Genomic DNA, 17,619 nt, shown 5'->3' on the forward strand with positions numbered 1-17,619 from the left:
ATACGTAACGTACTGAATTATGCCAGAATTAGGAAAGCAATTGCGAGTAGGGAGTGGTCAGCGTGCCGCACGAAACAACGATCGAAAACTGGGGCTGGCTGAAAATGTTAGCGCGGCGATTCGGGCCCGGTCACGTCGTCAACCTCTGTTTTCTGATCGTGATGATTTTTTCCACTCTGCTGACCTGGCGGGAAGTGATCGTACTGGAAGAAGCCTATATTTCCAGCCAGCGCAATCACCTGGAGAATGTCGCCAACGGGCTGGATAAGCAACTGCAGTATAACGTCGATAAACTGCTTTTTCTGCGTAACGGTATGCAGGAAGCGCTGGCAATGCCGCTTGACTTTCCCGCGCTCCGGGACGCCGTCTCCCGTTTCGAACAGCAAAGGGATTCGCGATTCTGGCAGCTTGAACTGGATAAGCGTCGAACCTTGCCGCTGAACGGCGTGTCTGACTCTTTTGTTAACCAAACCCACATCCTTTCCCGTGACAGCGACTCGCTGGATAATGAGCTGACCGCCGCGCTGGAGGTGGGGTATTTGTTGCGTTTAGCCCAGACCCGTTCTTCACTGACGCAGCAGGCGATGTACGTATCCCGCGCCGGGTTTTATGTTTCCACCCAACCCTCCGCCCTCTCCAGCGAAATTACCGCCCGCTATTATGATTATGTCATCCAGCCGTGGTTTAAAGAGCAGTCGCAGCGGCAGAACCGGATGCGCGGGGTACGCTGGTACACCGGCCAGACCGCGCAGTTGCGCGATGAGCTGCAACGGGTCACCGTCAGCGTTCCGCTGGATAACGGTCAGTACTGGTATGGCGTGCTGGCGATGACGATCCCCGTCTCCTCGGTGGAACGGTTTATGGAAGACGCCATCGACAAGGATGTGGAAGGGGAATACCAGCTGTATGACAGTAAATTGAAGATGCTGGCGGCATCGACGCCGGCATTGCGCAACATCAACACTTTTGACGCGCGTGAGCAGGCGACGCTTGCCCACGAGATTGAACAGGACACCGAAGGCGGCTTACGAATGGGAAGCCGCTACATCAGCTGGCAGCGGCTGGACCACTTTGACGGCGTGCTGGTCCGCGTTCATACGCTCAGTGAAGGGGTGCAGGGAGACTTCGGCAGTATCAGTATTGCGCTGGCCCTGCTGTGGGCGCTGTTTACCAGTATGTTAATCATCTCGTGGATTGTCATCCGCCACATGGTGAGCAACATGTTTGTGTTGCAAAGCTCGCTACAGTGGCAGGCCTGGCACGACACGCTAACCCGTTTGTACAACCGTGGCGCATTGTTTGAAAAAGCCCGCCAACTGGTACAGCGCTGCCGGGCGCAAAAGCAGTCGCTGTCGGTGATTCAAATCGATCTTGATCACTTTAAAAGCATTAACGACCGCTTTGGCCACCAGGCGGGCGATCGGGTGTTGGCTCACGCCGCGAGCTTAATCAGCGGCACTCTGCGGGCGAACGACGTCGCCGGGCGCGTCGGGGGAGAGGAGTTCTGTGTGGTACTCCCGGACACGACGCTGGCGCAGGCGGAACATATCGCAGAGCGGATCCGCCTGCGCCTGAATGAAAAAGAGCTACTGATAGCGAAAAGCACCACGCTGCGGATCAGCGCCTCGCTGGGGGTGAGTGGCACGCAGGAAACCCATGAATACGATTTTGAACAGCTGCAGTCGCTGGCCGATCGCAGGTTATACCTGGCGAAACAGGCTGGCCGCAACCGGGTTTGTGCGAGCGAGAGGGGCTAGTCAGGGGTAAACAGATGCGACATGCCTTCACTCCAGCCTGCCGGACCTTCTGAACGGGTGCGGTAGACGTAGGGCGAAGCCTGATCGGGTAACACCACCCCTTCGCGGCTCAGTCCTTTCACCACCACGGCGTAATTCATGACCTTAAGCAGTGGCGCATCGTTTGGGCCATCACCCAGGCCGACAGTAACAGGGCGTTGCCCCCACTGGCGCTGATAACGTGCGATTAACCCGTTTGCCGCCTGATCTTTTCCCGCGCTGGCGTCAAGTACGTGCCAGAAGCGTGCGCCGTGAACAAACTGCAACCCCAACGCGTTTAGCTGTTGGCTGAACGCCGCCATGCGCGCATCGCTGTCACGCCAGATCAGGGTGACAGAGGCTTCATGCAGGCGGCTTAAGCTGGCCTGGGCGTGAGGCAGGCCTGTCCATTCGCTAATGGTCGCCTCATCGACATCGTCGAAGGTTGTGAATTTATACTGTCCTTTTTCGCGAAGCTTATTGAGCACCGCGCTAACTTCATCGTGCGGCACGCCGCTCATCAGACGCGGAGAGTCAGATTCAGTTTGCCAGCGACTGTCATATTCAATGACGGCGCCGTTTTCGGCAATCAGCGGAAGGCCGTGCAGATTGAGTGATTTCTGGATGTAAAGCATTTCTGCGGCGGTTTTGCTGCTGCATAGAATGACGGGAATCTCGTGCTCACGCAGACGGGCGAGCCAGCCAGCGGCAGGTTGCCAGTCATAGGTTTGATTGTCCAGTAACGTGCCATCCAGATCGGTAAAAACCAGCACCGGATCGTTCAGTGAAAGCATAATGATTTCCCGTGTTGTAAAAAGCTATTACCAGGAAAAATCCTAAAGCCAGGAGGCGTAGTCCACGCTGAAGACGGGATCGGTCCCGTCGCCATGAGGCCTGCAGCCGTGTTCACCTTAACCATTAGTAGGATTAATCATTCATCGCAAAAATATTTGCTTGTCATACAAAAAAATTGCAGATAAGGTTTAACGCACATCAGATTTCCTGGTGTAACGAATTTTCAAGTGCTTCTTGCATAAGCAAGTTTCATCCCGACCCAACTGGGTCGGGATTTTTTTCCTCTGCGGGTTAGCGGTTGATTTCCGTCACGCTGAAATCGTGTATATCCAGCTCAAAGGCTTCCGCTAATTCATGCCATGTATGGTATTCACGCCCATCAACGCTGACCTTTTCCGGATCGCTTCCACTGCGATGAATTTCGCTCTCACTGATTTCATTGATTGCGGCCAGCAGCGCGTCGACATCGACGCTGACTTCGCGTTTCGCGGTATCGCTGTAGTCTTTTGCGGTCTTCATCATTAACCTCTCCCGTTAGCGTGCTTCAGCCTAAGTATAGACCGTTGAGAAAAGCCGCAATCGCGCCGGGTGAACGCTGCCAGGAATGGATTTTTGTTCTACACTGGCACAAAGCCACAGGAGGAGAAAAATGAACGTAAATGATCGGGTTACAGTCAAGACGGATGGCGGTCCTCGTCGTCCTGGCGTGGTACTGGCGGTAGAGGAGTTTAACGAAGGCACAATGTACCTGGTATCGCTGGAAGACTACCCGCTCGGCATCTGGTTCTTCAATGAGTCGGGGCACCAGGACGGCATTTTTGTGGAAAAGGCGGAATAGGGCGGCAACGGGGTTGTTATCCCGGCTGGTGGATGCCCCACCAGTCGGGAGGTCTTAGCGCATGTTAACAAATATGCCGTTGGTCACGTTATCGGTCAGGCGAACAACATGATAGATAACTTGTTTGTTATGCGTTTTTATCTTTCGTTTTATATTCCCCTTATGGGAGGAGACGGTTTTCGCTTTGATGTTCATCCGATCCGAAATTTGAATCGTTCCTTGTCCTTCCATCCACATGCGTAACATGCTTGATTCCGTTCGACTTAACGATAACGTTGGTAAATTTATTACGCTGGCAGTGTCGGTCTCTTTTTTCAGAATATCGCCAAGAAGATCGTCCAGTGATTGGGGTTTTATAGATTTAGAACTGATCAATAAGTTTTTTCTGACTAATAAATATTCATCAAAATGGACATTAGCAATGGCCATGAAAACAATAAATAACGTATTGGGATGCTGATTAATGATTTGCTTTATATGTTGACTGTCGTCAGGATCGTGGATGAAACAGTCCTCATTAATAAACACCACAGAAGGTCGGTGGGTCTCACACGCGATGTCGAGTTCGTCAACGGTCTCGATGTCGTTGATTTCCCTTTTTTTCACCCCTCTGCTTACAAGATACCCGGTCAAACCCAGCCGGGTGTAACTGCATAAATCCATAATAATCGTTGACATGGCATACCCTCACTCAATGCGTAACGATAATTCCCCTTACCCGAATATCTCATCACAACTTAACGGAACGTAACTTTCACCCAACGAGACGCTAATGCGATTTCCAGGCGGACTTACTATCCCGTAAAATTACGTATAATTTGCCTGGAATTGTCTTAAAGTAAAGTAAATGTTGCGTTATGTGAGTGAGATAAAAACAAATAACGCGCGTCAGAGTTATCCTGGTAGATGTTTTTGATGGGTCAATTTAGGATAATCCTTAGAATAACTGGATAAACATTATGGAATATTATTTGCGGGTAATTCACTAACGATATCAGCTAATAAATTGAAAATTTCACTAAATAAATGTTCGCAAAAAGGGGCGATAAGCGGCATTAAGGCCGCAATTAATGTCATACCGACCGTCAACGTTAACGGGAAACCAATAACAAATACTGATAGCTGAGGCGCCATTCGATTCAATAATCCTAGCGCCAGGTTCAGCGTTAATAACATCGTGATCACCGGCAGCGCCAGCATTAAGCCGTTCAGAAAGATCAAACCGCCCGCTCTGGCAAGCGCCAGAAACGCATTGCTGTTAACCGGATTGTCGCCGATGGGCAGGGTATGGAACGTATCGACCAGCAGTGAAATCAGCCACAGATGACCGTTAAACGTTAAAAACAGCAGCATCGCCAGCATATCAATGATGCGGGCCAGCACCGGCATGTTGAGATGACTGCCTGGATCGACAAAGGTGGCGAAGGACAAACCCATTTGCAGACCAATGATCTCCCCGGCAGTCCGCACCGCCGCGAAGGCAAACTGCATGGTAAAGCCCAGCGCGATGCCGATCAGAATTTGTTGCATCGCTATCCATAAGGCGTCAAACGAAAAAATCGGCACGTTATGCGTTGGAAGCGACGGCGCGATCACCACGGTAATGAGGAGCCCCAGTCCCAGCTTAATCCGTTTTGGGATCGCGCGTTCGCTGAGTATGGGGGCGGTAGAGATCAGCGCCAGCACGCGCAGCAGCGGCCAAAAATACAAGTTAAGCCACTGAAGCCATTGATCGCTGGTTACCTGCAGCATCCCTGTTATCCGATGATATATGGCAGGTTAGTGAACAGCGTACGCACGTAATCCAGCAGCAGATTCAGCATCCAGGGGCCAGCGATAATGATGGCGGCAAACACAGCCACAATTTTCGGGATAAACGACAGCGTCATTTCGTTAATCTGCGTGGCGGCCTGCAATATGCTGATGATCAGACCCGTCACCAGCGCGACCAGCAACAGCGGGGCAGCAAGCGCCAGGGCAACCTTCATCGCCTCGGTGCCAATCATCATGACCGATTCAGGTGTCATTTCTGGCCTCTAACTGTAAAAGCTTTGCGCAAGCGAGCCGACCAGCAGTTGCCAGCCGTCGACCAGCACAAACAACATGAGTTTAAACGGCAGGGCGATAGTGGCAGGCGGAACCATCATCATCCCGAGCGCCATCAGCACGCTGGCGATAACCAGATCGATGATCAAAAATGGGATGAAAATGGTAAAGCCGATCTGAAAAGCGGTTTTCAGCTCGCTGGTGACATAAGCGGGCAGCAGAATACGCATCGGAACCGCTTCCGGTCCCTGTAGCGGCCCGCTGTTCGCCAGACGCGCAAACAGGGCGAGATCGGCTTCGCGGGTCTGGCGCATCATAAACTCGCGCAACGGCTGCGCCCCTTTTTCCAGCGCTTCCTGCATGGATATTTTTTCTTCGCTGAACGGCTGATAGGCGTCAACGTAGATTTTATCGATCACTGGCGACATGATGAAAAAGGTCAGAAACAGCGCCAGCCCGAGCAGAACCTGGTTGGGTGGGGCAGACGGCGTGCCGAGCGCGTTACGCAGCAGGCCGAAAACGATGATGATGCGGGTAAAGCTGGTCATCATCAGCAAAATCGCCGGAATAAAGGTCAGTGAGGTGATAAACACCAGCGTCTGAACGGAAAGCGACCAGCTCTGGCCGCCGCCGGGCAACGGCTGAGTGACCAGACCGGGCAGTTGCGCCAGCGCGGCTGGGCTGAAAAGCCATAAACCGGCAAGCGTAAGGGACAACAAACGGCGCATCAGGATCTCCCGGAACGCTTTAACAAATTCGCCATCAGGCTGTGAAAGTTTTCAGGCGTGGAAGAGGTCTCTTCAGGCACGACGGGGGACGGCGGCAGGGTGTGCAGCACGTTGATTTGTGATGCGGTGACGCCAAGCACCAGACGCGCGTCCTCTACGTCGACAATCACCACCCGCTCACGGGGACCCAGTGAGGTGCTGGCCGACACTTTCAGCCCGCGCGTGTTGCCGCTTTTGGGCGCAAGGCCCAGACGTTTAATGACCCAGGCGGCCGCCAGAATCAGCACAATAATTCCCAGCAACGCGCCGCTGACCTGAAGCAAAGGGGAGCCGGGAACCGCGGAGGGCTGTTGAACGGAAGCCTGGGTTTGCATGTTTAGCGGCTCAGGCGACGCATACGTTCAGACGGCGTAATGATGTCGGTAATGCGCACGCCGTACTTGTCGGCAACGACCACAACTTCGCCCTGGGCGATCAGATAACCGTTGATCAGAATGTCCAGCGGCTCGCCTGCCAGACCGTCCAGCGCGACCACGGAACCTTGCGTCAGGCGCAACAGTTCTTTGATGGTCATACGTGTGCGGCCTAATTCCACGGTCAGTTTAACCGGGATATCCATAATCAGATCGATATCCTGCAGCGTGCCGCTGACGTCGCCACCGCCTAGCTGCTGGAACACCGCGTCCGCCGGGCTTTTCGCCGTCGTCGTTTTTTGCTCGTTTAACGCGTCAGCCCACAGATCGTCCAATGCGCCAGTGTTCTCATCAGACGGATTATTCATGTCACTCATTTGGGCTGTTCCTCATTCAGCGAATTCAAAATCGGGTTAATCAGATGTTCTACGCGTAACGCGTACTGACCGTTAACAGTGCCATACTGGCTGGTCAGGACAGGCACACCGTCCACATGAGCAATAATGCGGTCTGGTTTTTCAATCGGCAGCACATCGCCGGGTTGCAGTTTTAAAATCTGCGAAAGACGCAGCGGAATGTCGGCGAAATTCGCTACCAGCTCCAGCTCGGAATGCTGAACCTGACGCACCAGATTGTCGCGCCAGTTCTGATCCTCATGGCGGGAGTTTTCCAGCGGCGGGTTGACCAACAGTTCGCGCAGCGGTTCGATCATGCTGAACGGCAGGCAGATGTTGAATTCGCCGGTCAGGTTGCCAATTTCGACGTGGAACGGCGTGTTCACCACGATATCGTTCGGTGAGGTGGTGATATTGGTAAACTTCACCTGCATCTCGGAACGCACATACTCGACTTCCAGCGGATTAATCGCTTTCCACGCGTCGCTGTAGCCTTCAAGCGCCAGCTTCAGCATGCGGTTGATCACCCGCTGCTCGGTATGCGTGAACTCACGGCCTTCCACTTTGGTCGGGAAACGACCGTCGCCGCCGAACAGGTTATCGACGGCGATAAACACCAGACTCGGCGAAAAAACCACCAGGCCCGTTCCACGCAGCGGCTTCAGGTGGATCAGGTTGAGGTTGGTGGGCACCGGCAGGTTGCGCGCAAATTCATGGTACGGCTGAATGCGGATCGCCCCGACGGTAATATCGGGGCTACGTCGCAGCAGGTTAAACAGCCCCATCCGGAACTGGCGTGCGAAACGCTCGTTGATGATCTCCAGCGCCTGAAGACGCTCGCGTACCACGCGACGCTGGGTATTCGGATCGTAGGGACGGATATCGCTTTCACCCGCGATCCCCGCTTTCGGTTCGTCTTTCGTTTCGCTGTCGCCGTTGAGCAGCGCATCGATTTCAGCCTGAGAGAGAATACTGTCGCCCATGTCGTTACCGCAGAATGAAAGCTGTGTACAGCACGTCGGTCACGTCCTGTTTAGGTTGTCCGGCAACAAGCGGAGGGGAAAGCGTCTCTTTAATCGCCGCGATCAGCTTTTGTTTACCGTCTTCGGTAGACAGCACTGCGGCATCCTGACGTGAGAACAGCAGCAGCAGGCGGCTACGGACTTCCGGTAAATATTCGTTAAGACGCGCGCGCGTCGCCTCATCTTTCAGACGCAGCGTCACGCCGATATACAACACGCGATCGGCATCACCGAGATTCACCGTAAAGGTGTCGAGGGCAAAAAAGACCGGCGCAGGCGGAGGCGGCGGTTCGTTCGCCGCGGTTGTCGGCTTCTGCTGCATACGCCAATAGCTATAACCCGCAGTGGCGCAGGCGGCGAGGGTAATGATTACCAGCAGTGGGATCCAAATTGAGCGCTTGCTCTTTTTGTTAAGTGCGGAATCAGTCATCTGATACGGGCTTCCTGTTTCGGTACAGCTTATGGGCTGATTATCCCGTGTCCTGACCACGGCAAAGCGTGGAAAAGACGCGGATAATCGTGCTACCTCTGGCGTTAGGCGAAGATATCGACGGCGCCATTACCGCGCGCGGCAGACTGCAGCGAGGCCGGAACCGCCAGTTCGCTCTCATCATCGCCCAGCGCCAGCGCCTGTCCCGGTGTACGAGATGCATGCTGCTGCGAGGAAGAGTGCTGCTGACCGGCGAAGCTTTCGCTGCTGATGTTGCTTTGGCCCAGTTGGATCCCGCTTTCCGCCAGCTGGGTGCGCAGAACCGGCAGGGCGGCTTCCAGCGCGGCGCGAACGTGGCTGTGCGCGGAAACCATCTGCAACTGCGCGTGGTTATCATCCAGCTTAAGCGAGATCTGCACCTGACCCAGATCTTCAGGATGCAAACGTAACTCCGCGCTCTGCTGACCCTGGCGGGTGAACAGCGTGATGTGCTGGCTCAGCGATTGCTGCCATTCATGGCTGCCGAGCGGGGCGCTCAGCACTGGCGCGGGGCTGCCAGGCTGCGCTGCTTGCGGAGTGGATGGCGCGTTGGCGCTCATTGCCAGACCCGGCGCGACGGGCGTCGGCGTGCTCTCTGCGTCAACATGAGCCGTTGCGCCACCCGTTACGACTGGCGCGGCAACCGCCTGGCTTTTGGCGTTATCCGCCGCTATGCCCGGTATTGCAGCCTCTTTTTTAGCGTCTTTTAGCGTATCGCCATCGAAAGGAGTGGCGCGCTCTTGCGACAGAGAACGGGGATCTACCCGCAGGGATGTCCCTGGTGCGCTGAGCTGCGCATCTGTCGGGGCGGTGGTGAATCCGGGCTGGCCGGGCAGCATCGCGAACAGCGCGCTCAGGCTGGCGAGATCGTCGTCGCTGAGTGCGCTTTTCTTCTCACCTTTTTGTTCTGCCTGACTCAGGACGGCCAGCGCGCTGGTTTTCTGCGACGGCGACAGGGCCGAAAACAGCGCTCCGGCGTCGTTTAGCCCTTTGAGCGACTCATCGGTTTGCGCATCTTTGGCGGCGAGGAGCGCCGTCAACTTATCGCTCGGCAACGCGTCGCCGTCCTGCGCCAGCAGCGCTTTCTGCAGTTTGCCGCCCGCAGCCCGCAGGTCGGCAAGCGTAAGCAGCGCGCCCTGACCCTGCGTGTCGCCAGCGCCAAGCGCGCCCGCCAGCAGAGCCAGGAAATCCTGCGCAGAATCCGCCGCTTTCCCGGACGGCAAGCCGGTGGTCAGATCGGTGTCGGTGGTGACCAGTTGGGGCAAGGTGATCATTCGGGTTTCCTCATTGCTGCACGCTGAGCAAATTCATCCATTTTTTTCTGATCCAGGCGGTTTTCAGCCAATAGCGCCGCCGCGTTTTGTCTGTCCTGCAACGTCTGCCAGGCCTGCAGGCGTTGCTTTTTTTCTCGCCAGTTGTTCAGCGCCACGTCGACCTTTTGCGTCCATTGCGTTAACTGCTGACGGTGCTGTTCAACGGCTTTTTCCAGCGTCTGAATAAACTGCTGGTAGTTGATCCAGCGATTACTGGCGATCCCCTGGCTCATGTCGTTATTCAGGTTGCTGCGATACTCATTTTGGTAGTCAATCAGCATCTTGAGTTGTTCTTCCGCCTGCTGAAATCCGCGACGCATTTCCCCTAACAGTTGGGCAGCGTCATCGACCTCTTTTTCAGCGAGATCTTTGAGTGTTGCCAGTGCACCGTGTTCTGCCATGACGCATCTCCTCCTGCGTTATCATCCCGCCGGGAAAAGTAGATCCAGCGCCTGCAGGGAATCCTCCCAGTCGGCCCGTTCAAAAATACCTTGCTGAAGAAACGCCTCCAGCTGTGGCCAGAGTGCGATCGCTTTGTCGAGCATCGGGTCGCTGCCCTTAGCGTAAGCCCCGACGCTAACGAGATCGCGGTTACGCTGGAAGCTCGACAATAACTGCTTAAACTGGCGTACTTTGGCGTAATGCTGCTCGCTAATCAGCGCCGTCATGGCGCGGCTGATGGAGGCTTCGATATCGATAGCAGGGTAGTGTCCGGCTTCCGCCAGCCGCCGCGACAGCACAATGTGTCCGTCAAGGATTGCACGCGCCGAGTCGGCAATCGGATCCTGCTGGTCGTCGCCTTCGGTCAGTACCGTATAAAACGCAGTGATCGAACCGCCGCCGTGGATACCATTGCCCGCGCGTTCCACCAGCGCAGGCAGCTTGGCGAATACCGATGGCGGATAGCCTTTGGTCGCGGGCGGTTCGCCTATTGCCAGCGCGATTTCACGCTGCGCCATCGCATAACGGGTCAGGGAGTCCATGATCAGCAGAACATGCTGACCCCGGTCGCGAAAGTCCTCTGCGATCCGGGTGGCATAGGCGGCGCCCTGCATCCGCAGTAGCGGCGACACGTCCGCCGGCGCGGCAATGACCACCGAACGCGCGCGTCCGTCTGCGCCAAGAATGTTTTCGATAAAATCTTTTACTTCGCGGCCTCGTTCGCCGATCAGCCCGACCACGATCACATCGGCGCGGGTATAGCGCGCCATCATGCCGAGCAGCACGCTTTTACCGACGCCGGAACCGGCAAACAGGCCCATACGCTGGCCGCGTCCGACGGTTAACAGCGCGTTGATAGGACGCACGCCGGTATCCAGAACATGCTCAATCGGCGTGCGCTGTAGCGGGTTAAACGGCGCGGTGATCAGCGCGCCGGTTTCGGTGGTGTCGGGGGAGGGCAGACCATCGAGCGGCTTACCGCTGCCGTCCAGCACGCGACCCAGCAGCGCCGGACCAAGCGGTAACTGTTTGCCGCTCTGCAGTCCCTCTCCGGCGATGTTCCTGGCGTAAACGCGCGCGCCGGGCAAAATGCCTTCGACCTCTTCAAGCGGCATCAGAAACAGGCGCTGGCCGTTAAAGCCGACGACTTCACTTTCCACTTCATGGGTTTCGGTCCCTTCCTGACGTTCAATAACGCAGGTGGCGCCCAGCGGAAGCTGCAGACCGGTCGCCTCCAGCACCAGTCCGGTGGCGCGCGTCAGCCGGCCATAACGGCGCACTGCCGGAAGCTGCGCCATTTTGGCTTCGAAATTATCCAGCGTCGTCAGCCAGCGGGTGAGACGGGTCGTCATCAGACAACTCCCGGCGCAGCCAGGCGGCAAAGTTCCTGCCAGCGGGTGGCGACGCTGGCGTCCAGATCGCCTTCATCCGCAGAAACCTTGCAGCCGCCATGATGCAGCGTCGGATCGCCGCGCAGTCGCCAGCCGTGGAGGCTGAGGGTTGCGCCGAGCATCTCTTCCACGCGCTGTAAATCATCCGGATGCACGCGAAGCTGCGGTTTGCCGCTGAACAACGGTTCCTGCTGCAACAGGTGTTGAATTTGTTTAATCAACGCCGAGTTGTCTACGGCTGGCGTCTGTCCGATCACCTGGCGGGCGGCTTCCAGCGCCATCTGCATCAGACGTGACGCAATGACGCTGTCCAGCGCATCCAGCGTATTCTGAAACTCATTGACCAGTTGTTGCATCCGCGCGTGAAGGGGCGCCTGCTGACTGCGTGCCTGCGCCTGGCCCTGTTCCAGACCTTGCGCCAGACCCTCCTGGTAGCCCTGCTCATGACCCGCTTTGCGGCCTTCCGCAAGGCCGGCGTTATACCCCTGTTCGTGCGCCTGGATCTTCAGTTGCGCCAGCTGCTGTTCAAGCTGTTGTTCCGCGCTCAGTTCCGGTTCGCCGCCGTCTTCAGACGGCAGTGCTTCGCAGTGATCCACGGGCGTAAGCTCCGCCAGCGGCGGGGCGAGGTCGTCTGGCGTCCAGACTTTCCACGGCAGCGCATCAGACATAGGTATCCTCGCCGCTGCCGATCACCATTTCGCCGGTTTCCGCCAGACGACGCACAATAAGCAGAATCGCTTTCTGTTCGTTCTCCACCTGCGACAGACGCACCGGACCACGGTTGGCCAGGTCGTCGCGCAGGATATCGGCGGCGCGCTGGGACATGTTGCGCAGGAACTTCTCGCGCAGCGGCTGCTCCGCGCCTTTCAGGGCGATCAGCAGCGACTCGGAATCCACTTCCTGCAGCAGGCGCTGAATGCTGCGGTCGTCCACATCCACCAGGTTTTCGAACAGGAACATCTCGTCGATAATTTTTTGCGCCAGCTCGCCGTCGAATTCACGCACGGCGGTAATGACAGCCTCTTCCTGCTGCGTTTTCATCAGGTTGATGATTTCCGCCGCCGTTCTTACGCCGCCCATTTTGCTGCGTTTGAGGTTCTGGCCGTCGAGCAGACCATTGAGCACTTCGGTCAATTCCGCCAGCGCGGCAGGCTGGACGCCGCCGAAGGTGGCGATACGCAACATCACATCGTGGCGCAGGCGTTCGTCGAACAGCGCCAGAATGTCGGCGGCCTGGCCGCGTTTGAGGTGCACGAGAATGGTGGCGATAATCTGCGGGTGTTCGTCGCGGATAAGATCGGCGGCGCTTTGCGGCTCCATAAAGTTGAGCGTCTCAATGCCGCTGGCGGTATCGCGGGTTTCGAGAATATCTTCCAGCAGGCTCGCGGCGCGCTCTTCGCCCAGCGCTTTGACCAGCACGGAGCGCAGGTACTCGTTGGCGTTAATGTTGAGCGCCGCAAACTGCTCGGCCTCCTGCTCAAATTCCGCCAGCACTTCCGTAAGCTGCTGATTAGAGATTTGGCGAACGTTCGCCATCGCCGCGCTCAGGGTCTGTACTTCCCGTTGGGAGAGGTGCTTGAACACCTCCGCCGCGCGATCCTCGCCAATGGTCATCAGCAGGATGACGCTTTTATCGGTACCGGTAAGGGCATTACTCATGATCGTTACTCATCCACTGACGAATGACCAGCGCCACCACGCGCGGATCGTTATCTGACATTTCGCGAATACGTTGACTCATCACTTCTGCGCCCAGACGCTGGTTCGCGCGACGCTGCTGAGTCTGTTCATCCTTGCTGAGACGAACTTCAACGGCTTCCTGCGTTTCCTGACGCAGTTGTTCACGTTCCTGAGCGGCTTTGGCCTCCTCAGCGCGACGCGTCAACTGTGGACGCACCGCCTTACGCCAGAGGACCCAGGCAACCAGCAGCACCAGCAGCCAGCGACCCGCCGACATTAACTGTTCGATAAAGGCCTGTTGTTTCCAGAACGGCAGCTCGGCGCTGTCGTCATCGGTGGCGGTAAACGGTGAGTTAACGACGTTCAGGGTGTCGCCGCGTTTATCCGAGAAGCCCATTGCCTCGCGAGTCAGATCTTCCAGCTGTTTCATCTGTTCAGCGGTGAGCGGCAGCGGCTTGCCATCCGGCAGGGTTTTGTAATTCACGACCACCGCCACGGAAAGACGCTGGATGTCGCCGACGTTCATTTTGGTATGGCGAATGGTACGGTCGACTTCGTAGTTACTGGTTTCGTTACGCTGGGTGCTGCGCGGCCCGGCGTTGGTATTGGTGGTTGTCTGCTGGGCGTTTTGCCCGTTTTGCGCATTCTGCTGATTAGCCGGCGGTGTGGTAATTGGCGCGGCGTTCGCTGGCGCAGGCTGGTTGGACAGCGCGCCCGGTACGCCGCCTGGCAGACCGGAACCGATTTGTTCGCTTTCATTCACCTGACGTGAACGCAGCACCGCCTGCGACGCGTCGCCGTTCGGACGGTACTGCTCTTCCGTCTGTTCTTTATTGGCGAAGTCCAGTTGCGCGGTCACCTGTGCGTGGACATTACCGTTACCGACGATTGGCGAGAGGATCGATTCGATGCGGCGCTGAATACGGCCTTCCACGTCGCTGGCGTATTTCAATTGCGCGTCGTTGAGGTCGCGTCCGCTGGTGTTCGACTGGGTAAGCAAATGCCCGCCCTGATCGACCAGCGTCACGTTACCCGGCGGCAGCCCGGCGACAGCACTGGAAACCAGATGCACCACCGCGCTGATTTGCCCTTCGTCCAGGGCGCGGCCCGGTTCCAGATTCACCGTGACGGAGGCGGAAGGGGATTTTTGTTCACGCACGAACAGCGACGGTTTGGGCATCGCCAGATGTACGCGGGCGCGCTTGACCGGACCGAGGGTTTCGATGGTGCGCGCCAGTTCGCCTTCCAGCGCGCGCTGGTAGTTCACCTGCTCGCTGAACTGGCTGATGCCGAATTTTTCCTGATCCAACAGTTCAAAGCCTACCGCGCCGCCTTTCGGCAGCCCCTGCTGAGCCAGACGCAGGCGCAATTCATGCACTTTATCCGCCGGAACTTCGATCGCGCCGCTGCCTTCCGTAAAACGGTAGGGGATATTCATCTGGGTTAGCTGGGTGACGATCGCGCCGCCGTCCTGATCGGACAAATTGCTGAACAACGTGCGATAGTCCGGCGACTTCGCCCAGAGTACCATCGCCACGATAATCGCGACGGCGGCGGAGCCAGCGACAATCAAAGGAATTTTAGGGTTCGCGCGCAGGCGATTAAGCCACTCGAGAGGTTTAGGTTGGGTTGCAGCCGATGCAGTCGCGTTCATCTCGCACCTCGTGACTGTTCGTGGACGGCTTTATTTGCAAAGTGGAACAAGACTCACTCCCGGGTCAGCAAAATCGAAAAATTGACGGTCTCATTATTTGTGCTTTCGTTTTTTTCTATGCGGCAAAAACCGTGGTTTTTTAGCGTTATTTAACGCCTTTATCTTATTGACAAACTGGTAATCTCTGCTGCGTAAAAAATCATCCAGAGGATTATCATGTCAGCGATACAGGGGATTGAAGGGGTCATCAGCCAACTGCAGGCGACCGCGATGGGCGCGCGTGCGCAGGAGGCTTCGCCGCAGTCGACCGTCAGTTTTGCCGGCCAACTCCACGCGGCGCTGGACCGCATCAGCGACAGACAAACCGCCGCACGCGTTCAGGCCGAAAAATTTACCCTCGGCGAGCCGGGCATCGCGCTGAACGATGTGATGACCGATATGCAAAAGGCGTCCGTGTCCATGCAGATGGGCATTCAGGTGCGTAACAAGCTGGTGGCGGCGTATCAGGAAGTCATGTCGATGCAGGTGTAGGTTTGATGCCTGAGGGTGAGCGGTGTCAGGCCGGACGGTGACGCTTGCGCCGCCATCCGGCAACGTTTTATTTCTGAATTAAATAACGGATTGTGGGACCGTCCTGCTGAATGTCCAGTACCGTGTAGCCATGGTTACGCGCATCCAGCGGGATGTTATTGATCGATTGCGGACAGTCGCTCACCACTTCCAGAATTTCCCCTTTTTTTAACTGCGGCATCGCCTCAAGCGTGGCGACGGCAGGGTAGGGGCAGGGTTCACCAACCATATCAAGACGGTAATCAGGTACGATATTTTTCATGCGGTTTCCTTAGCGGGGGTTAACCCGGCGCGACGGAAGAAACGTTTTTCCCAACCGATAATCAGCATCAGCGCGGTAAACAGCAGCAGATAAGTCACCAACAGACCGCCAAGCGGACCAAAGGTTGTGAGCAGATTAATTTTGTCCCAGTTGGTTGCCAGCGCCGGGGCGAAGTCATCCCAGTAGTACGCCAGAATTGTAGAGCCAATGACATTACCCAGCCCAACCCACCAGTAGTGCACCTGGCCTTCCACGGCGCGGTACATCCAGCCGGTTTCGCAACCGCCGGCCAGCACGATGCCAAAACCGAACAGCAGCCCGCCGATCACGGCGTTCGGGCCAGCCCACATGATCTTCGCTTCCACGCCCAACTGCACGTAGCTGAATATCCCGATTGCGCTTACCGCCATCCCAAAGATGATCGCTTTCGCCATATGGGTACGTCCGGTGATCCACAGATCGCGAAACGCCGAAGTAAAGCAAATCTGCGCGCGTTCAATCAGCAGCCCAAATCCCACGCCGAACAGCATCGCCAGACCCAGCTTCGGTTGGTTCATCGCCGTTAACAGCGCCCAGCCAATCATGCCGATAAACACCAGCATCCCTAAGCGGAAGCGGCGACGCGCCTGATCCGGCTTTTGCGTCAGCGGCGAGGCGGCGGAGACTTTTTGCATTTTGAACGGAATGCGGAAGATTGGCAGTAGCGTAAAGCGAGCGCCAAACCAGGAGCCGATGGCGGTCGCCAATGCAAAGAACCAGGCATGAAGAGAGAACTGCGGGATGCCGGTAAAGAAGGCCGCCAGATTACAGCCCATCGCCAGACGCGCGCCGAAACCGGCGATCATCCCGCCAATGATTGCCTGCATGATGCGCACCCGGCTGCGTGGAATACGCAGCTTAACGTTGTTGGCCCACAGCGCGGCGGCGAAGCAGCCACCGAACATGCCGAGGATCATCATTCCGTCGATGCGCGTCAGCGGCGAACCGTCGAGATGAATCAGCTTGTAATAGCCCCATTCTTCGGCATGGACGCCAAACAGTTGCAGGATTTGTCCGCCCCAGCGGGTAAATTCGCCAGTAACGGCCCAGAAGGTGCCGGTGATGCCAAAATAGTAAGTGGAGAGAATACCCGCCGCGATGACCGCGGGAACGGGCGCCCAGAATTTAATTAACCAGGCGTGTTTGAAGTGTTGCCATGACATGTGTTTTGCCTCTGAACTCAGAAGGTATGAAACAAGAGTGCGGATAGTACACCACAACCGTTTTTTTGCCTGGTACTATTAAGCGGTAATACCGACTGGATCAAACTTCGCCGTTCTGTGGGAAAGGCTGGCGACATCAGGGCTTTAATGCCACAATCCCCTTTTCTTCGCATGCAGGATGAATGATGAAAAAAGTAGCAATCATTGGGGCGTTATTGATGTTAGCGGGATGCGCCGAGGTGGAAAATTACCATAACGTGGTGAAAACGCCCGCGCCGGCCGGACTTGAAGGGTACTGGCAGACGAAAGGCCCGCAGCGCAGTCTGGTGAGTCCGGAAGCGATTGGCAGCCTGGTGATTACCCACGCCGGGGATACCCTCGACTGCCGTCAATGGCAGCGCGTGATTGCGCTACCGGGTAAACTGACGATGTTATCGGGTGAGTTAACCAACGTGACGGTAAACCGCGATCTTTACGCGATCGAGCGCGAAGGCAGCACGTTAGAATATGATGGAATGACCCTGCAGCGCGTCACGCGTCCCACCGCAGAGTGCGCCGCCGCGCTGGAAAAATCGCCGCTGCCGACCCCGCTGCCCTGATCCTTCCCCCGACAGGTCGCCCTGCC

General features: G+C 56.5%; 22 protein-coding genes. 4 read left to right on the forward strand and 18 right to left on the reverse strand.

Annotated elements, in window-relative coordinates; all coding sequences use genetic code 11:
- Positions 1-62 precede the first annotated feature (62 nt).
- Positions 63-1,757, forward strand: a complete 1,695-nt coding sequence (dgcQ, locus tag OGY07_RS04865) for a cellulose biosynthesis regulator diguanylate cyclase DgcQ (RefSeq protein WP_286599041.1) — start codon at positions 63-65, stop codon at positions 1,755-1,757.
- Here the strand turns inward: dgcQ and OGY07_RS04870 are convergent.
- Together OGY07_RS04870 and yodD are read right to left on the reverse strand one after the other, a co-directional pair.
- Positions 1,754-2,569 carry a mannosyl-3-phosphoglycerate phosphatase-related protein gene (locus tag OGY07_RS04870; protein WP_199956765.1) on the reverse strand — a complete coding sequence of 272 codons (816 nt, stop codon included), beginning with the start codon at positions 2,567-2,569 and terminating at the stop codon, positions 1,754-1,756. The two genes, dgcQ and OGY07_RS04870, sit on opposite strands and share 4 nt — an antisense overlap.
- Before the next feature lie 292 nt (positions 2,570-2,861).
- A complete protein-coding gene (gene yodD / locus OGY07_RS04875) occupies positions 2,862-3,089 on the reverse strand; it encodes a YodD family peroxide/acid resistance protein (protein WP_042284746.1) in 228 nt (75 codons plus the stop codon).
- Positions 3,090-3,219: 130 nt separating this feature from the next.
- Between yodD and dsrB the strand changes: the two genes are divergently transcribed.
- A complete protein-coding gene (dsrB, locus tag OGY07_RS04880) occupies positions 3,220-3,408 on the forward strand; it encodes a protein DsrB (RefSeq protein WP_042284063.1) in 189 nt (62 codons plus the stop codon).
- A gap of 54 nt (positions 3,409-3,462) precedes the next feature.
- On the opposite strand, the gene rcsA is transcribed toward dsrB, so the two are convergent.
- From rcsA to fliF, 14 genes are all read right to left on the reverse strand, one after another.
- Positions 3,463-4,086 (reverse strand): transcriptional regulator RcsA, encoded by a 624-nt coding sequence (gene rcsA, locus OGY07_RS04885; protein WP_042284059.1) that lies wholly within the window; start codon positions 4,084-4,086, stop codon positions 3,463-3,465.
- A gap of 279 nt (positions 4,087-4,365) precedes the next feature.
- Positions 4,366-5,160 carry a flagellar biosynthetic protein FliR gene (gene fliR / locus OGY07_RS04890; protein ID WP_286599045.1) on the reverse strand — a complete coding sequence of 265 codons (795 nt, stop codon included), beginning with the start codon at positions 5,158-5,160 and terminating at the stop codon, positions 4,366-4,368.
- Between the two features lie 5 nt (positions 5,161-5,165).
- Entirely contained in the window at positions 5,166-5,435 is a 270-nt protein-coding gene (fliQ, locus tag OGY07_RS04895; RefSeq protein WP_042284053.1) for a flagellar biosynthesis protein FliQ, read from the reverse strand.
- Between the two features lie 9 nt (positions 5,436-5,444).
- Positions 5,445-6,182: a flagellar type III secretion system pore protein FliP gene (fliP, locus tag OGY07_RS04900; protein WP_042284050.1), complete on the reverse strand. Its 738-nt coding sequence runs from the start codon at positions 6,180-6,182 to the stop codon at positions 5,445-5,447.
- Positions 6,182-6,556 (reverse strand): flagellar biosynthetic protein FliO, encoded by a 375-nt coding sequence (gene fliO, locus OGY07_RS04905; RefSeq protein ID WP_060571434.1) that lies wholly within the window; start codon positions 6,554-6,556, stop codon positions 6,182-6,184. Before fliO ends, fliP begins: the two co-directional genes overlap by 1 nt.
- A gap of 2 nt (positions 6,557-6,558) precedes the next feature.
- Complete coding sequence (gene fliN / locus OGY07_RS04910) at positions 6,559-6,972, reverse strand: flagellar motor switch protein FliN (protein ID WP_042284046.1); 414 nt, start codon at positions 6,970-6,972, stop codon at positions 6,559-6,561.
- Positions 6,969-7,973, reverse strand: coding sequence for a flagellar motor switch protein FliM (fliM, locus tag OGY07_RS04915; protein WP_042284043.1), 1,005 nt, complete (start codon positions 7,971-7,973; stop codon positions 6,969-6,971). The genes fliN and fliM overlap by 4 nt, the downstream gene beginning before the upstream one ends.
- Positions 7,974-7,977: 4 nt before the next feature.
- Positions 7,978-8,442 (reverse strand): flagellar basal body-associated protein FliL, encoded by a 465-nt coding sequence (fliL, locus tag OGY07_RS04920; protein WP_042284042.1) that lies wholly within the window; start codon positions 8,440-8,442, stop codon positions 7,978-7,980.
- A 104-nt stretch (positions 8,443-8,546) separates the two neighbouring features.
- A complete protein-coding gene (gene fliK, locus OGY07_RS04925) occupies positions 8,547-9,755 on the reverse strand; it encodes a flagellar hook length control protein FliK (RefSeq protein ID WP_286599051.1) in 1,209 nt (402 codons plus the stop codon).
- Positions 9,752-10,195, reverse strand: a complete 444-nt coding sequence (gene fliJ / locus OGY07_RS04930) for a flagellar export protein FliJ (protein ID WP_042284040.1) — start codon at positions 10,193-10,195, stop codon at positions 9,752-9,754. The genes fliK and fliJ overlap by 4 nt, the downstream gene beginning before the upstream one ends.
- A gap of 21 nt (positions 10,196-10,216) precedes the next feature.
- A complete protein-coding gene (fliI, locus tag OGY07_RS04935; protein ID WP_042284039.1) occupies positions 10,217-11,587 on the reverse strand; it encodes a flagellar protein export ATPase FliI in 1,371 nt (456 codons plus the stop codon).
- Positions 11,587-12,294, reverse strand: coding sequence for a flagellar assembly protein FliH (gene fliH / locus OGY07_RS04940; RefSeq protein WP_286599053.1), 708 nt, complete (start codon positions 12,292-12,294; stop codon positions 11,587-11,589). The genes fliI and fliH overlap by 1 nt, the downstream gene beginning before the upstream one ends.
- Positions 12,287-13,285, reverse strand: a complete 999-nt coding sequence (gene fliG, locus OGY07_RS04945; protein WP_042284037.1) for a flagellar motor switch protein FliG — start codon at positions 13,283-13,285, stop codon at positions 12,287-12,289. Before fliG ends, fliH begins: the two co-directional genes overlap by 8 nt.
- A complete protein-coding gene (gene fliF, locus OGY07_RS04950; RefSeq protein WP_286599055.1) occupies positions 13,278-14,960 on the reverse strand; it encodes a flagellar basal-body MS-ring/collar protein FliF in 1,683 nt (560 codons plus the stop codon). The genes fliG and fliF overlap by 8 nt, the downstream gene beginning before the upstream one ends.
- A 216-nt stretch (positions 14,961-15,176) precedes the next feature.
- On the opposite strand from fliF, the gene fliE reads away from it, so the two are divergent.
- On the forward strand, positions 15,177-15,491 hold the full coding sequence (gene fliE / locus OGY07_RS04955; RefSeq protein ID WP_060571427.1) for a flagellar hook-basal body complex protein FliE: 315 nt from the start codon (positions 15,177-15,179) through the stop codon (positions 15,489-15,491).
- 67 nt (positions 15,492-15,558) lie between these two features.
- Here fliE and yedF read toward each other — a convergent pair whose 3' ends face one another.
- Both yedF and yedE read right to left on the reverse strand, forming a co-directional pair.
- Complete coding sequence (gene yedF / locus OGY07_RS04960) at positions 15,559-15,792, reverse strand: sulfurtransferase-like selenium metabolism protein YedF (protein ID WP_000790504.1); 234 nt, start codon at positions 15,790-15,792, stop codon at positions 15,559-15,561.
- Entirely contained in the window at positions 15,789-16,994 is a 1,206-nt protein-coding gene (yedE, locus tag OGY07_RS04965) for a selenium metabolism membrane protein YedE/FdhT (RefSeq protein WP_286599060.1), read from the reverse strand. Before yedE ends, yedF begins: the two co-directional genes overlap by 4 nt.
- A 185-nt stretch (positions 16,995-17,179) precedes the next feature.
- On the opposite strand from yedE, the gene yedD reads away from it, so the two are divergent.
- Positions 17,180-17,593 carry a lipoprotein YedD gene (gene yedD, locus OGY07_RS04970; RefSeq protein ID WP_042284030.1) on the forward strand — a complete coding sequence of 138 codons (414 nt, stop codon included), beginning with the start codon at positions 17,180-17,182 and terminating at the stop codon, positions 17,591-17,593.
- Positions 17,594-17,619 lie beyond the last annotated feature (26 nt).

Origin of the sequence: Citrobacter sp. Cs237 (assembly GCF_030332325.1) — a bacterium.
GTDB classification, from domain to species: Bacteria; Pseudomonadota; Gammaproteobacteria; order Enterobacterales; family Enterobacteriaceae; genus Citrobacter_A; species Citrobacter_A sedlakii.

Coding starts and splice junctions, on each gene's coding strand:
- fliP (WP_042284050.1), bottom strand. CDS start 6,182: ATGCGCCGTTTGTTGTCCCTTACGCTTGCCGGTTTATGGCTTTTCAGC.
- dsrB (WP_042284063.1), top strand. CDS start 3,220: ATGAACGTAAATGATCGGGTTACAGTCAAGACGGATGGCGGTCCTCGT.
- fliF (WP_286599055.1), bottom strand. CDS start 14,960: ATGAACGCGACTGCATCGGCTGCAACCCAACCTAAACCTCTCGAGTGG.
- fliQ (WP_042284053.1), bottom strand. CDS start 5,435: ATGACACCTGAATCGGTCATGATGATTGGCACCGAGGCGATGAAGGTT.
- yodD (WP_042284746.1), bottom strand. CDS start 3,089: ATGAAGACCGCAAAAGACTACAGCGATACCGCGAAACGCGAAGTCAGC.
- fliK (WP_286599051.1), bottom strand. CDS start 9,755: ATGATCACCTTGCCCCAACTGGTCACCACCGACACCGATCTGACCACC.
- OGY07_RS04870 (WP_199956765.1), bottom strand. CDS start 2,569: ATGCTTTCACTGAACGATCCGGTGCTGGTTTTTACCGATCTGGATGGC.
- fliJ (WP_042284040.1), bottom strand. CDS start 10,195: ATGGCAGAACACGGTGCACTGGCAACACTCAAAGATCTCGCTGAAAAA.
- rcsA (WP_042284059.1), bottom strand. CDS start 4,086: ATGTCAACGATTATTATGGATTTATGCAGTTACACCCGGCTGGGTTTG.
- fliN (WP_042284046.1), bottom strand. CDS start 6,972: ATGAGTGACATGAATAATCCGTCTGATGAGAACACTGGCGCATTGGAC.
- yedF (WP_000790504.1), bottom strand. CDS start 15,792: ATGAAAAATATCGTACCTGATTACCGTCTTGATATGGTTGGTGAACCC.
- yedD (WP_042284030.1), top strand. CDS start 17,180: ATGAAAAAAGTAGCAATCATTGGGGCGTTATTGATGTTAGCGGGATGC.
- fliH (WP_286599053.1), bottom strand. CDS start 12,294: ATGTCTGATGCGCTGCCGTGGAAAGTCTGGACGCCAGACGACCTCGCC.
- fliE (WP_060571427.1), top strand. CDS start 15,177: ATGTCAGCGATACAGGGGATTGAAGGGGTCATCAGCCAACTGCAGGCG.
- fliI (WP_042284039.1), bottom strand. CDS start 11,587: ATGACGACCCGTCTCACCCGCTGGCTGACGACGCTGGATAATTTCGAA.
- fliR (WP_286599045.1), bottom strand. CDS start 5,160: ATGCTGCAGGTAACCAGCGATCAATGGCTTCAGTGGCTTAACTTGTAT.
- fliL (WP_042284042.1), bottom strand. CDS start 8,442: ATGACTGATTCCGCACTTAACAAAAAGAGCAAGCGCTCAATTTGGATC.
- fliO (WP_060571434.1), bottom strand. CDS start 6,556: ATGCAAACCCAGGCTTCCGTTCAACAGCCCTCCGCGGTTCCCGGCTCC.
- fliM (WP_042284043.1), bottom strand. CDS start 7,973: ATGGGCGACAGTATTCTCTCTCAGGCTGAAATCGATGCGCTGCTCAAC.
- fliG (WP_042284037.1), bottom strand. CDS start 13,285: ATGAGTAATGCCCTTACCGGTACCGATAAAAGCGTCATCCTGCTGATG.
- yedE (WP_286599060.1), bottom strand. CDS start 16,994: ATGTCATGGCAACACTTCAAACACGCCTGGTTAATTAAATTCTGGGCG.